Source organism: Enterobacter sp. SECR19-1250, from assembly GCF_013391025.1.
Lineage (GTDB): Bacteria > Pseudomonadota > Gammaproteobacteria > Enterobacterales > Enterobacteriaceae > Enterobacter > Enterobacter cloacae.
Map to the genome: position 1 here is coordinate 14,103 of NZ_JACASJ010000076.1, position 12,035 is coordinate 26,137.

The 12,035-nt window shown below is 51.1% G+C and carries 17 protein-coding genes; 11 read left to right on the plus strand and 6 right to left on the minus strand.

Features of this window, described 5'->3' with window-relative positions; all coding sequences use genetic code 11:
• Positions 1-2: 2 nt before the first annotated feature.
• The 5 genes from HX884_RS18180 to HX884_RS18200 all read left to right on the plus strand — a co-directional run bounded on the left by HX884_RS18180 (position 3) and on the right by HX884_RS18200 (position 2,596).
• On the plus strand, positions 3-992 hold the full coding sequence (locus HX884_RS18180) for a DNA-directed RNA polymerase subunit alpha (RefSeq protein WP_002919219.1): 990 nt from the start codon (positions 3-5) through the stop codon (positions 990-992).
• 40 nt (positions 993-1,032) lie between these two features.
• On the plus strand, positions 1,033-1,419 hold the full coding sequence (gene rplQ / locus HX884_RS18185; protein ID WP_001216372.1) for a 50S ribosomal protein L17: 387 nt from the start codon (positions 1,033-1,035) through the stop codon (positions 1,417-1,419).
• 107 nt (positions 1,420-1,526) lie between these two features.
• On the plus strand, positions 1,527-1,895 hold the full coding sequence (locus HX884_RS18190) for a DUF1992 domain-containing protein (RefSeq protein ID WP_013099020.1): 369 nt from the start codon (positions 1,527-1,529) through the stop codon (positions 1,893-1,895).
• A 2-nt stretch (positions 1,896-1,897) separates the two neighbouring features.
• Positions 1,898-2,323, plus strand: a complete 426-nt coding sequence (gene zntR, locus HX884_RS18195) for a Zn(2+)-responsive transcriptional regulator (protein ID WP_178328572.1) — start codon at positions 1,898-1,900, stop codon at positions 2,321-2,323.
• Between the two features lie 57 nt (positions 2,324-2,380).
• Positions 2,381-2,596, plus strand: a complete 216-nt coding sequence (locus tag HX884_RS18200) for an alternative ribosome-rescue factor A (protein ID WP_013099018.1) — start codon at positions 2,381-2,383, stop codon at positions 2,594-2,596.
• Here HX884_RS18200 and mscL read toward each other — a convergent pair.
• From mscL to def, 5 genes are all read right to left on the minus strand, one after another.
• Positions 2,593-3,003 (minus strand): large-conductance mechanosensitive channel protein MscL, encoded by a 411-nt coding sequence (gene mscL / locus HX884_RS18205; RefSeq protein WP_013099017.1) that lies wholly within the window; start codon positions 3,001-3,003, stop codon positions 2,593-2,595. The two genes, HX884_RS18200 and mscL, sit on opposite strands and share 4 nt — an antisense overlap.
• Positions 3,004-3,148: 145 nt before the next feature.
• Positions 3,149-4,525: a Trk system potassium transporter TrkA gene (gene trkA, locus HX884_RS18210; protein ID WP_013099016.1), complete on the minus strand. Its 1,377-nt coding sequence runs from the start codon at positions 4,523-4,525 to the stop codon at positions 3,149-3,151.
• A gap of 22 nt (positions 4,526-4,547) precedes the next feature.
• Entirely contained in the window at positions 4,548-5,834 is a 1,287-nt protein-coding gene (gene rsmB, locus HX884_RS18215; RefSeq protein ID WP_038420962.1) for a 16S rRNA (cytosine(967)-C(5))-methyltransferase RsmB, read from the minus strand.
• A gap of 52 nt (positions 5,835-5,886) precedes the next feature.
• Entirely contained in the window at positions 5,887-6,834 is a 948-nt protein-coding gene (gene fmt / locus HX884_RS18220) for a methionyl-tRNA formyltransferase (protein WP_178328573.1), read from the minus strand.
• Positions 6,835-6,859: 25 nt separating this feature from the next.
• A complete protein-coding gene (gene def, locus HX884_RS18225; protein WP_013099013.1) occupies positions 6,860-7,369 on the minus strand; it encodes a peptide deformylase in 510 nt (169 codons plus the stop codon).
• A 127-nt stretch (positions 7,370-7,496) separates the two neighbouring features.
• Between def and dprA the strand changes: the two genes are divergently transcribed.
• Genes dprA through HX884_RS18255 form a run of 6 tightly spaced genes read left to right on the plus strand, consistent with a single transcriptional unit; the run spans position 7,497 to position 11,280 of the window.
• On the plus strand, positions 7,497-8,621 hold the full coding sequence (gene dprA / locus HX884_RS18230; RefSeq protein WP_044157682.1) for a DNA-protecting protein DprA: 1,125 nt from the start codon (positions 7,497-7,499) through the stop codon (positions 8,619-8,621).
• Positions 8,593-9,066, plus strand: coding sequence for a DUF494 family protein Smg (gene smg, locus HX884_RS18235; protein WP_013099011.1), 474 nt, complete (start codon positions 8,593-8,595; stop codon positions 9,064-9,066). The genes dprA and smg overlap by 29 nt, the downstream gene beginning before the upstream one ends.
• 26 nt (positions 9,067-9,092) lie before the next feature.
• Positions 9,093-9,647 carry a type I DNA topoisomerase gene (locus HX884_RS18240; protein WP_013099010.1) on the plus strand — a complete coding sequence of 185 codons (555 nt, stop codon included), beginning with the start codon at positions 9,093-9,095 and terminating at the stop codon, positions 9,645-9,647.
• Entirely contained in the window at positions 9,640-10,212 is a 573-nt protein-coding gene (gene tsaC / locus HX884_RS18245; RefSeq protein WP_038420961.1) for an L-threonylcarbamoyladenylate synthase type 1 TsaC, read from the plus strand. Before HX884_RS18240 ends, tsaC begins: the two co-directional genes overlap by 8 nt.
• A gap of 4 nt (positions 10,213-10,216) precedes the next feature.
• Positions 10,217-11,035 (plus strand): shikimate dehydrogenase, encoded by an 819-nt coding sequence (aroE, locus tag HX884_RS18250; RefSeq protein WP_044159246.1) that lies wholly within the window; start codon positions 10,217-10,219, stop codon positions 11,033-11,035.
• Entirely contained in the window at positions 11,032-11,280 is a 249-nt protein-coding gene (locus tag HX884_RS18255; RefSeq protein ID WP_178328574.1) for a DUF1488 domain-containing protein, read from the plus strand. Before aroE ends, HX884_RS18255 begins: the two co-directional genes overlap by 4 nt.
• Here the strand turns inward: HX884_RS18255 and HX884_RS18260 are convergent.
• Positions 11,256-11,810 (minus strand): gamma carbonic anhydrase family protein, encoded by a 555-nt coding sequence (locus tag HX884_RS18260; protein ID WP_013099006.1) that lies wholly within the window; start codon positions 11,808-11,810, stop codon positions 11,256-11,258. The two genes, HX884_RS18255 and HX884_RS18260, sit on opposite strands and share 25 nt — an antisense overlap.
• Positions 11,811-12,035: the final 225 nt, after the last annotated feature.

Consider the following 12,035-nt stretch of genomic DNA (forward strand, 5'->3'; position numbering starts at 1 on the left):
CAATGCAGGGTTCTGTGACAGAGTTTCTAAAACCGCGCCTGGTAGATATCGAGCAAGTGAGTTCGACGCACGCCAAGGTGACCCTTGAGCCTTTAGAGCGTGGCTTTGGCCATACTCTGGGTAACGCACTGCGCCGTATTCTGCTCTCATCGATGCCGGGTTGCGCGGTGACCGAGGTTGAGATTGATGGTGTACTTCATGAGTACAGCACCAAAGAAGGCGTTCAGGAAGATATCCTTGAAATCCTGCTCAACCTGAAAGGGCTGGCGGTGAGAGTTCAGGGTAAAGATGAAGTTATTCTTACTCTGAATAAATCTGGCATTGGCCCTGTGACTGCAGCCGACATCACCCACGACGGTGATGTTGAAATCGTCAAGCCGCAGCACGTGATCTGCCACCTGACCGATGAGAACGCAGCTATTAGCATGCGTATCAAAGTTCAGCGCGGTCGTGGTTATGTGCCGGCTTCTGCCCGAATTCATTCGGAAGAAGATGAGCGCCCAATCGGCCGTCTGCTGGTCGACGCATGCTACAGCCCTGTAGAGCGTATTGCCTACAATGTTGAAGCAGCGCGTGTAGAACAGCGTACCGACCTGGACAAGCTGGTCATCGAAATGGAAACCAATGGCACAATCGATCCTGAAGAGGCGATTCGTCGTGCGGCAACCATCCTGGCAGAACAACTGGAAGCTTTCGTTGACTTACGTGATGTACGTCAGCCGGAAGTGAAAGAAGAGAAACCAGAATTCGATCCGATCCTGCTGCGCCCTGTTGACGATCTCGAATTGACTGTCCGCTCTGCTAACTGCCTCAAGGCAGAAGCTATCCACTATATCGGTGATCTGGTACAGCGTACCGAGGTTGAGTTGCTGAAAACGCCGAACCTGGGTAAAAAATCTCTTACTGAGATTAAAGACGTGCTGGCTTCACGTGGTCTGTCTCTGGGCATGCGCTTGGAAAACTGGCCACCAGCAAGCATTGCTGACGAGTAACCGGATCACAGGTTAAGGTTTTACTGAGAAGGATAAGGTCATGCGCCATCGTAAGAGTGGTCGTCAACTGAACCGCAACAGCAGCCATCGCCAGGCTATGTTCCGCAACATGGCAGGTTCACTGGTTCGTCATGAAATCATCAAGACGACCCTGCCTAAAGCGAAAGAGCTGCGTCGTGTAGTTGAGCCGCTGATTACTCTTGCCAAGACTGACAGCGTTGCTAATCGTCGTCTGGCATTCGCCCGTACTCGTGATAACGAGATCGTGGCAAAACTGTTTAACGAGCTGGGCCCGCGTTTCGCGAGCCGTGCCGGTGGTTACACTCGCATTCTGAAGTGTGGCTTCCGCGCAGGCGACAACGCTCCGATGGCTTACATCGAGCTGGTTGATCGTTCTGAGTCGAAAGCAGAAGCTGCTGCAGAGTAATCTGCAGTAACGTAAAAAAACCCGCTCCGGCGGGTTTTTTTATATCCGCACTATCCCCACTTCTCTACAATATCTGTATTAATTTTGTTCATCCCCTGGAGTTTATGATGTGGTTGCTCGACCAGTGGGCAGAACGCCATATTCGCGATGCCCAAACAAAAGGCGAATTCGATAACCTGTCCGGTAGCGGTGAACCGCTAATACTGGAAGATGATTCGCATATACCCCCTGAACTACGGGCTGGATATCGCTTATTGAAAAATGCGGGGTGTCTGCCTCCCGAGCTTGAACAGCGCAAAGAGGCGATTGAGCTTACTGACCTGCTAAAAGGGATACGGAAAGACGATCCCCGTCATGGAGAACTAAGCCGGCGGTTGGCTCTGGTTGAACTCAAGCTACGACAGGCAGGAATTGCGACTGATTTTCTGCATGGCGAGTATAGTGAAAGACTGATGCAGAAAATAAACGAGGAATAGCCATGTATCGTATCGGTGAACTTGCAAAGCTTGCTAACGTGACGCCGGATACCATCCGTTACTATGAAAAACAGCAGATGATTGATCACGAGGTGCGAACCGAAGGTGGGTTCCGCCTCTATACCGACAACGATCTGCAACGGCTGCGGTTTATTCGTTATGCGCGGCAACTGGGATTCACGCTGGATTCGATCCGTGAGTTATTGTCGATCCGTATCGATCCGGCACACCACACCTGCCAGGAATCGAAAAGCATTGTCCAGGCCAGGCTGGATGAAGTTGAAGCGCGTATTCAGGAACTGCAAACCATGCAGCGCTCTTTGCAAAGGTTGAATAATGCGTGCTGTGGTACGGCTCACAGCAGTGTCTATTGTTCTATTCTGGAGGCCCTTGAACAAGGGGCAAGTGGAGAAACCCGGGGTTGTTGATTTTTTATCAGTCCGGGTCTAGACTCCCCTCGACATTAATCATGCTCAGGAGAAATTATGAGTCACTATCAACATACGAAGGGACAAATTAAAGATAATGCCATTGAGGCTTTGCTTCACGACCCGCTTTTTCGACAGCGAGTTGAAAAGAACAAAAAAGGGAAGGGAAGTTATCTGCGTAAAAACAAACATGCAAAACGGGGTAACTGGGAGGCCAGTGGCAAGCAAGCGAATCGCTTATTTACCACTGGCCTTCCTGCTTTTAGCTGTTAAACGCGGTTATTCTGCTCTTTTAACAGATCGCGAATTTCAGTCAGTAATACTTCTTCTTTCGTAGGCGCGGGCGCTGCAGCAGGCTCTTCTTTTTTACGGTTGAGCTTGTTGATAAGCTTGATGGCCATAAAAATGGCAAACGCGACGATCACGAAATCAAATACGTTCTGAATAAACACGCCATAGTGCATCACCACTGCCGGGATATCCCCCTGTGCTTCCCGAAGCGTGAAGGCGAATTGTTTGAAATCAATGCCTCCAATTAATAGCCCTAAAGGTGGCATGATGATATCAGCCACTAAAGATGAAACGATCTTGCCGAACGCTGCACCAATAATGACACCCACTGCCAAATCCACCACATTTCCGCGCATCGCAAATTCGCGAAATTCTTTAACAAAACTCATTATGTTCTCCTTGTGCCAGCTGACGACTATAAGTTTAACAAATGATTAGCTAATTGCCATTGGGGATAAATAAACGTTATGAAAATAAAAGGCACAGGAATCAGAAGGATAATACTCAGGTGCTCTATCGCGAGCACCTGAATCATTACAGGAAGAATGGACTTGGCTGGAATAAACGTTCGACGTCGGTAATAAATTTTTTATCGGTCAGGAACATAATAACGTGATCGCCTTGTTCAATACGCAAATTATCATTGGCAATCATGACATCATTCCCGCGTACTACGGCGCCGATAATTGTGCCGGGTGGCAGCTTAATTTCATCGATGGCGCGTCCTACCACGCGCGATGTGGTTTCATCACCGTGAGCGACAGCTTCAATGGCTTCAGCGACGCCGCGACGCAGTGAGGACACACCAACAATGTCTGCTTTACGAACGTGGCTCAACAGTGCGGAAATCGTTGCCTGCTGCGGTGAAATCGCAATATCAATTACGCTCCCCTGCACCAGGTCAACATAGGCACGACGCTGAATAAGTACCATGACCTTTTTTGCTCCCATGCGCTTGGCGAGCATGGCGGACATAATATTTGCTTCATCGTCGTTGGTGACGGCAATAAACAGATCAACTTGATCGATATGCTCTTCTGCCAGTAATTCCTGATCTGATGCATCGCCATAAAACACGATCGTGTTTTGTAGTTTTTCAGCAAGTTCAGAGGCGCGCTGTTGATCGCGCTCGATCAACTTCACGCTATAGTCTTTTTCCAGACGGCGAGCGAGACCTGCGCCGATATTACCCCCGCCGACCAGCATGATGCGTTTATAGGGCTTTTCGAGGCGCTGAAGTTCACTCATAACGGCACGAATATGTTGAGAGGCAGCAATGAAGAAAACTTCATCTCCTGCTTCGACAATGGTCGAGCCCTGAGGTCGAATCGGTCTGTCGTGACGGAAAATGGCTGCGACGCGGGTATCGATATGCGGCATATGTTCGCGCATCGTAGACAGCGCGTTTCCGATCAACGGACCGCCATAATAGGCCTTAACGACGGCCAGACTCACTTTCCCTTCTGCAAAGTTCACGACCTGCAGTGCACCGGGATATTCGATCAGGCGATAAATATTATCGATAACCAGCTGTTCTGGTGCGATAAGGTGGTCGATTGGTACCGCTTCTGAGTTAAAGAGTTTTTCCGCATCGCGGACATAATCCGGGGAGCGGATACGGGCAATTCGGTTAGGCGTGTTGAAAAGCGAATAGGCCACCTGACAAGCGACCATATTGGTCTCATCCGAGCTGGTCACGGCCACTAACATATCGGCATCGTCAGCACCGGCTTCACGGAGGACACGTGGATGCGAACCGTGCCCCTGCACAACGCGAAGGTCAAATTTATCCTGCAGAACGCGCAGTCGATCGCCGTTGGTATCGACGATCGTAATGTCGTTGTTTTCACCTACAAGGTTTTCCGCCAGCGTCCCGCCGACCTGTCCTGCGCCCAGAATGATAATCTTCATATCTCGTGACCTGTTCTCAACATCACTCTTTGATTAGCTTAGCGTAAAAGAAGCCATCACCCTCTTCAGCGCCGGGCAGGTTCTGCTGGCCCGGGTGCTCCGGTGTCCCCGTATCGCGCAGCGTAGCGCCAGGAGTGCGTTTAAGGAAGGCTGAAATTTGCTGGCTATTCTCTTCCGGAAGAATGGAACAGGTGGCATAGACCAGCGTTCCGCCAGGCTTCAGGTGTGGCCAGATAGCGTCAAGGATCTCGGATTGCAGCTGCGCAAGCTCCTTAATATCACGGTCGCGACGCAGCCACTTTATGTCCGGGTGACGACGAATAACGCCGGTTGCCGAGCAGGGAGCGTCCAGCAAAATGCGGTCGAATTGAGTCTCGCCGCACCATTCTGCGGGCTTACGTCCGTCGCCTTGCTTTACCTGCGCCTTCATACCTAAACGCTTAAGGTTGTCGTAGACACGCGAAAGTCGCTGCTCATCAACATCCACAGCCATTACGCTGGCCTGCGGTGCGACTTCCAGAATATGCGTTGTTTTGCCCCCAGGCGCGGCACACAGGTCGAGGATCTGTTCGCCATTTTTGGGTTCGAGCCATGTCATACAGCCCTGAGCAGATGCATCCTGAACGGTTACCCAGCCTTCATCGAATCCGGGTAAGGCATGCACCGGCACAGGGGAGGCTAAACGCACGGCATCAGGATAAGCATCATGCGCGAATCCACTCATTCCGGCTTCTTCCAGCAAGGCCAGCCATGCATCGCGGGTATGATGATTACGGTTAACGCGTAACCACATCGGCGGACGTTGATTATTTGCGTCAGCAATATCCTGCCACCGCTGCGGATACGCTTTTTTGAGGCGATTCAGAAGCCAGTCAGGATGAAGGAAACGGGTTTCACTTTTTGCAAATTCTGCCAGAAGTTCTTCCTGTTGACGCTGGAACTGACGCAGTACGCCGTTGATCAGCCCTTTGAGCTGGGGACGTTTAATCGCGACAGCACCTTCTACCGTCTCAGCCAACGCAGCATGAGGTGGGATGCGGGTATGAAGAAGCTGATAAAAGCCAACCATAATCAAATAATGGACGGTACGCTGCTTACCGGTCATTGGGCGCGACATCAGCTTATTAATCAGCCATTCAAGCTGAGAAAGGGTGCGCAGGACGCCAAAACAGAGCTCCTGAAGCAGAGCTTTGTCTTTGTCGGACACTTTTTGCTGCAGTGGAGGTAGGACATTACTCAGTGATTGACCCTGCTCGACAACCTGCTCAACGGCCTGTGCCGCCAGACTGCGTAGATTTTGTTTTTTCATAACCGTAAAAATAAAAATGCCCGGAAACACCGGGCCTTAAGAATAAATTTGCTCAGGCAAGGCGAGAGCCAGGGATAAACCATTCGCGACGGGAATTTAACAGATCCTGAGCACTCATTGCCTTTTTACCCGCGGGCTGCAGTGATTCCAGATTCAGGATCCCTTCCGAGGTTGCCACCTGGATACCATTTTTGCTGGCTTCGATAATTGTACCCGGCTCAGCAGACGTATTGCCTTCAATGACGGACGCTTTCCAGACTTTAACGGGTTGCTCATCGATCACCATCCAGCTCATTGGCCACGGATTAAAGGCGCGAATGCAACGCTCAAGCTGTGCGGCGGAGTGGGACCAGTCGACCCGCGCCTCTTCTTTGCTGAGTTTTTCGGCGTAGGTCACCAGGGTCTCATCCTGAACTTCAGGGGTAGCCGTATTATCAGCAAGCTGCTGCAAGGTTTTGATGAGTCCTTGTGGACCCAGATCCGCCAGTTTGTCATACAGCGTGGCACTGGTGTCGTCGGCGGTAATTGGACAGGCCAGTTTATACAGCATGTCGCCGGTGTCTAAACCTACATCCATCTTCATGATGGTGACGCCGGTTTCAGCATCACCCGCCCACAGCGAGCGCTGGATCGGTGCCGCGCCACGCCAGCGTGGAAGCAACGAACCATGTACGTTGACACACCCCAGACGAGGCATATCAAGCACGACTTTTGGCAGAATTAAGCCGTAAGCCACCACCACCATGACATCAGCATTGAGATCGGCAACAAGTTGCTGATTTTCCTGAGGTCGTAAGGATGCGGGCTGGTAAACGGGTAACCCATGTTCTTCTGCCAGCACTTTCACCGGGCTGGGCATGAGCTTTTTACCACGGCCTGCCGGGCGATCCGGTTGGGTAAACACGCCAACAACCTGGTGGCCAGAAGATAACAGCGCGTCAAGATGACGCGCTGCAAAATCAGGGGTACCCGCGAAGATAATACGTAGTGTTTTAGACACGATGATCCTTGTATCCGGGGGGATGTTATGCGCGGGAGCGCAAACGATCCAGTTTCTCTACTTTCTGACGAATACGCTGCTGCTTCAATGGTGAGAGGTAATCGATAAACAGTTTACCGACCAGGTGATCCATCTCATGCTGAATACAAATCGCCAGCAGATCGTCTGCTTCCAGTTCGAACGGGTTGCCTTCACGATCCAGGGCGCGAATTTTCACTTTTTCGGCACGTGGAACTAAAGCACGCTGTTCAGGAATGGACAGACAACCTTCCTCAATACCTGTTTCACCGCTCTTTTCCAACAGCTCAGGGTTGATCAGCACCAGACGGCCATCGCGATTCTCAGAAACGTCGATCACGATAATACGCTTGTGAATGTCCACCTGAGTTGCCGCAAGACCAATGCCTTCTTCGGCGTACATGGTATCGAACATATCATCAACGATACGCTGAATTTCTGCATTCACTTCTTTGACCGGTTCAGCGACGATGCGAAGGCGCTCGTCCGGAATATGTAACACTTGCAAAACTGCCATAAATTTCCAGAGTCGTGTTCAGGAGTTGATAAGAATACTATCTCTATTCTAGACAAATCCCCCATCGATTGACAGCATCCGTGACCAATCGCAATGATTGCAGAGGCTGCTTATGGCAGGGAAAAGGATGACGTCGACGGAGATATGGTTACGGCTAATCCACACAGGCTCTCTGTGTGGTGATCAGATGCTCGCAGCGGCAGCGCGACTACTTATGCAGACAAGGATTGATGATGCCGTTGTCAGAGATGCCGGGCTGTCAACAAAACAGGCTCAACAGTTCTTTGCGCTTGATGAAAATGAACTGCAACGAAATCTGGCGTGGCTTGAACAGCCGGAGAACCATCTGCTGACGGCGGATGATCCTCGTTATCCCCCTTTACTTCGCACGATCCCTGACTACCCCAGCGCATTGTTTATTAAAGGCAATCCTGAAGCCCTTATTACCGTTCAACTGGCGGTTGTGGGTAGCCGCGCGCCATCCTGGTACGGTGAGCGATGGGGGAAAATCCTGTGCGAACAACTTTCACAAAGTGGTTTCACGATCACCAGTGGGCTGGCCTGCGGTATTGACGGCGTCGCTCACCACGCCGCGCTGTCTGTAAAAGGGCGAAGTGTCGCGGTGCTTGGAAACGGGCTGTTTAGCATTTATCCCCGTCGGCATCAGGCTCTGGCTGCACGGCTTATCGAATCAGAGGGGGCTATTGTGTCAGAGTTCCCGCTGTCAGCGCCGCCCTGGCCGGCAAATTTTCCACGTCGTAACCGAATCATCAGCGGTCTGAGTCTGGGCGTGCTGGTGGTGGAGGCCGCTTTAAGAAGCGGCTCACTCGTCACGGCACGGTATGCGCTAGAACAGGGGCGAGAAGTCTTTGCCTTACCTGGCCCGATAGGTAACCCGGGGTGTGAGGGCCCCCACTGGCTCATCAAGCAGGGGGCAACGCCTGTGACGAGCGTCGAGGACATCCTTGAAAATTTGCAATATGGTTTGCACTGGTTAACAGATGAACCCGAAAAGCGACATTTTTCATCAGATCAGGAGAAGGTGGCATTGCCATTTCCCAGCCTCCTGGCTAACGTAGGAGATGAGGTAACACCTGTTGACGTTGTCGCTGAACGTGCCGGCCAACCTGTGCCAGTAACGGTAGCACAGCTACTCGAACTGGAGTTAGCAGGGTGGATCGCAGCTGTACCCGGCGGCTATGTCCGATTGAGGAGGGCAAGCCATGTTCGACGTACTGATGTATTTGTTTGAGACTTACATCCATAACGAAGCAGAAATGCGAGTGGATCAGGACAAATTGACACAGGATCTTACCGATGCGGGGTTTGAACGGGAAGATATTTATAATGCGTTGATGTGGCTGGAAAAACTGGCTGATTATCAGGAAGGCCTTGCCGAACCGATGCAGCTTGCTTCTGACCCATTGTCTGTGCGCATTTATACCGCTGAAGAGTGTGAAAGGCTGGACGCCAGCTGCCGGGGATTCATCTTATTCCTTGAGCAGATTCAGGTGCTAAACCTCGAAACAAGAGAAATGGTGATAGAGCGTGTTATGGCGCTGGATACGGCAGAGTTCGAACTGGATGACCTCAAGTGGGTGATCCTGATGGTTCTGTTTAATATTCCAGGCTGTGAAAATGCCTATCAGCAAATGGAAGAATTACTCTTTGAAGTGAATGAAGGTATGCTGCACTAATTCAATGTGCAGCACCAAGAGTTGTTATGGCCAAATCAGCACTGTTCACGGTGCATAAAAACGAGCCCTGCCCACAGTGCGGGGCTGAACTTGTCATTCGGTCCGGGAAACACGGTCCGTTTCTCGGTTGTTCACACTATCCGGAATGTGATTATGTTCGTCCCCTGAAAAGCCAGGCGGACGGACATATCGTTAAAATTCTGGAGGGGCAGCTTTGCCCGAAGTGTGGAGGCGAACTGGCGTTACGGCAGGGCCGTTTTGGTATGTTCATTGGTTGCAGTCGCTATCCTGAATGTGAACATACGGAACAAATTGATAAGCCAGATGAAACGGCAATCGCCTGCCCCCAGTGCCAGCGCGGACAACTGGTACAGCGTCGTTCTCGTTTTGGTAAAACCTTCCATTCCTGCGATCGTTATCCTGAATGCCAGTTTGTTATCAATTTCAAACCGGTAGCGGGTACCTGCCCTCATTGCGATTATCCGTTACTTATAGAGAAGAAAACGGCGCAAGGTATGAAACGCTTTTGCGCCAGTAAACAATGTGGAAAGCCGGTTTCGGCGGATGAAATCAGTGAATAATAACCTGCCAACAGGATCCATTGCGCACGCAGTGGAGGTCCTGAAAAATGAAGAAGTCATCGCCTATCCAACAGAAGCTGTTTTTGGGGTCGGTTGCGATCCTGACAGCGAGACAGCTGTGAATCGCTTACTTACGCTAAAACAGAGACCTGTCGAAAAAGGATTGATTTTGATCGCTGCTAATTATGAGCAGCTTAAACCCTATATTGATGATTCCATGCTCACGCCAGCACAACGGGATACCATCTTTTCGGCGTGGCCAGGGCCGGTGACCTTTGTTTTCCCGGCGCAGCCAACTACGCCACGCTGGTTAACAGGGCGTTTCGATTCCCTCGCTGTCCGTGTCACCGATCATCCGCTGGTGGTAGAGCTATGTCTGGCGTTTGGTAAACCGCTGGTCTCAACCAGTGCCAACCTTACCGGGCAGCCTCCTTGCCGGAGCACCGAAGAGGTGCTGGCGCAGTTCGGGAATGACTTCCCGGTAGCCGTCGGTGAAACCGGAGGTCGTCTTAATCCGTCGGAAATCCGCGACGCCTTGACCGGCGAACGTTTTCGCCAGGGGTAATATGATGGAAACCTATGCCGTTTTTGGTAATCCGATCGCACACAGCAAGTCTCCGCTGATCCATCAGCAGTTTGCTGAACAACTGCAGATTGATCATCCCTATGGCCGGGTGCTGGCACCTGTTGATGCCTTTGTTACTACCCTGAATGCTTTTTTTGACGCGGGTGGTAAAGGTGCCAATGTGACGGTGCCTTTTAAAGAAGAAGCCTTTGAACGTGCGGATGAATTAACTGAGCGCGCGTCTCTTGCGGGTGCCGTGAATACGCTTAAACGGCTGGAGGATGGACGCCTTCTGGGTGACAACACTGACGGAATCGGCTTACTTAGCGATCTGGAAAGACTCTCATTTATTAAACCCGGGTTCCGGGTTCTGTTGATTGGTGCTGGTGGGGCATCGCGAGGCGTACTGTTACCGCTCCTTTCACTGGATTGTGCAGTGACCATTACCAATCGCACCTTTTCCCGGGCGGAAGCGTTGGCGGCGTTGTTTGCGCATACTGGCAGCGTGAGTGCGGTGGCTCTTGATGATCTTATCCACCATGAATTTGATCTTATCATTAATGCCACCTCCAGCGGCATTGGTGGGGAAGTACCGGCGATCCCGTCCTCTTTGGTAAACAGCCACCTCTATTGCTACGACATGTTTTATCAGAAAGGGAAAACTCCTTTCCTTAGCTGGTGTGAACAACACGGCGCGAAACAGCTGGCTGATGGTCTGGGCATGCTGGTGGGGCAGGCTGCGCATGCAGTCTTGCTCTGGCACGGTGTATTACCTGCTGTCGAACCCGTCATTGAAAAGCTGAAACAGGAACTTATGGCGTGAACCAGGCGATTCACTTTCCCGACAGAGAACAGTGGGATGAGAGTAAGCAAGCGGTCTGTTTCCCGGTGCTCGTGCATGTGATGCAACTGACATGTGCCATTAGCGGTGAAACGCTCAAGCGCCGCTTTGGTGGCTCAAATCCATTAGAGGTGTTTTGCGAAAATCGCTGGGATCTTGAAGAAGAAGCCAGCGATTTGATCCGCGATCAGCAAGAAGACGATCAGGGCTGGGTCTGGCTGTCCTGATCCAGATACTCATCTTTCCATTTCACGTAATTATTCGCTGAATATTTCAGACCTTCTCTTTCCGCTTCTGTTAAGGGGCGGATCTGCTTTACCGGGCTGCCTAAATAGAGATAACCGCTTTCGAGCCGTTTATGTTGAGGAACAAGACTCCCGGCACCAATCATCACATCATCCTCTACGATGACACCATCCAGCAGGATCGATCCCATGCCAACCAGCACCCGGTTTCCGATAGTGCAGCCGTGAAGCATGACTTTATGGCCGACGGTAACATCTTCTCCTATAACAAGTGGATTGCCGTCCGGGTTATATGAGGATTTGTGGGTGACATGCAGCACGCTGCCATCCTGAATATTAGTGCGTGCGCCAATTGCCACATAGTTAACGTCTCCCCTGATCGCAACGAGCGGCCAGATGCTGACATCATCGGCCATTCGGACATCGCCAATGACCACACTGCTGGCATCGATCATCACGCGATCGCCTTTTTGTGGAAACAGATCTTTATACGGACGTAGTACTGCAGACATATCTACCTCGACAGATGAGCGCTATACAGAAGACTTTGATCATATTTTTGGAACGAGGCAAGGCAAAATACGTCAATATTTAAGCAGATCGGGCGGGATTTCAGCGAAAAGCGCGGAAAATCATCAGTCAGAAAAAAAGATCTAAAAAATACTTGTGCTAAAAAATGGGATCCCTATAATGCGCCTCCATCGACACGGCGGATGTGAATCACTTCACAAACAGCC

Bases quoted from the DNA above. Each gene is read 5' to 3' on its own strand.
- trkA (WP_013099016.1), bottom strand. From the start codon at position 4,525: ATGAAGATTATCATTCTGGGCGCAGGACAGGTCGGCGGGACGCTGGCG.
- HX884_RS18190 (WP_013099020.1), top strand. From the start codon at position 1,527: ATGTGGTTGCTCGACCAGTGGGCAGAACGCCATATTCGCGATGCCCAA.
- rplQ (WP_001216372.1), top strand. From the start codon at position 1,033: ATGCGCCATCGTAAGAGTGGTCGTCAACTGAACCGCAACAGCAGCCAT.
- HX884_RS18180 (WP_002919219.1), top strand. From the start codon at position 3: ATGCAGGGTTCTGTGACAGAGTTTCTAAAACCGCGCCTGGTAGATATC.
- HX884_RS18200 (WP_013099018.1), top strand. From the start codon at position 2,381: ATGAGTCACTATCAACATACGAAGGGACAAATTAAAGATAATGCCATT.
- HX884_RS18260 (WP_013099006.1), bottom strand. From the start codon at position 11,810: ATGTCTGCAGTACTACGTCCGTATAAAGATCTGTTTCCACAAAAAGGC.
- dprA (WP_044157682.1), top strand. From the start codon at position 7,497: ATGACGTCGACGGAGATATGGTTACGGCTAATCCACACAGGCTCTCTG.
- rsmB (WP_038420962.1), bottom strand. From the start codon at position 5,834: ATGAAAAAACAAAATCTACGCAGTCTGGCGGCACAGGCCGTTGAGCAG.
- def (WP_013099013.1), bottom strand. From the start codon at position 7,369: ATGGCAGTTTTGCAAGTGTTACATATTCCGGACGAGCGCCTTCGCATC.
- smg (WP_013099011.1), top strand. From the start codon at position 8,593: ATGTTCGACGTACTGATGTATTTGTTTGAGACTTACATCCATAACGAA.
- mscL (WP_013099017.1), bottom strand. From the start codon at position 3,003: ATGAGTTTTGTTAAAGAATTTCGCGAATTTGCGATGCGCGGAAATGTG.
- aroE (WP_044159246.1), top strand. From the start codon at position 10,217: ATGGAAACCTATGCCGTTTTTGGTAATCCGATCGCACACAGCAAGTCT.
- zntR (WP_178328572.1), top strand. From the start codon at position 1,898: ATGTATCGTATCGGTGAACTTGCAAAGCTTGCTAACGTGACGCCGGAT.
- HX884_RS18240 (WP_013099010.1), top strand. From the start codon at position 9,093: ATGGCCAAATCAGCACTGTTCACGGTGCATAAAAACGAGCCCTGCCCA.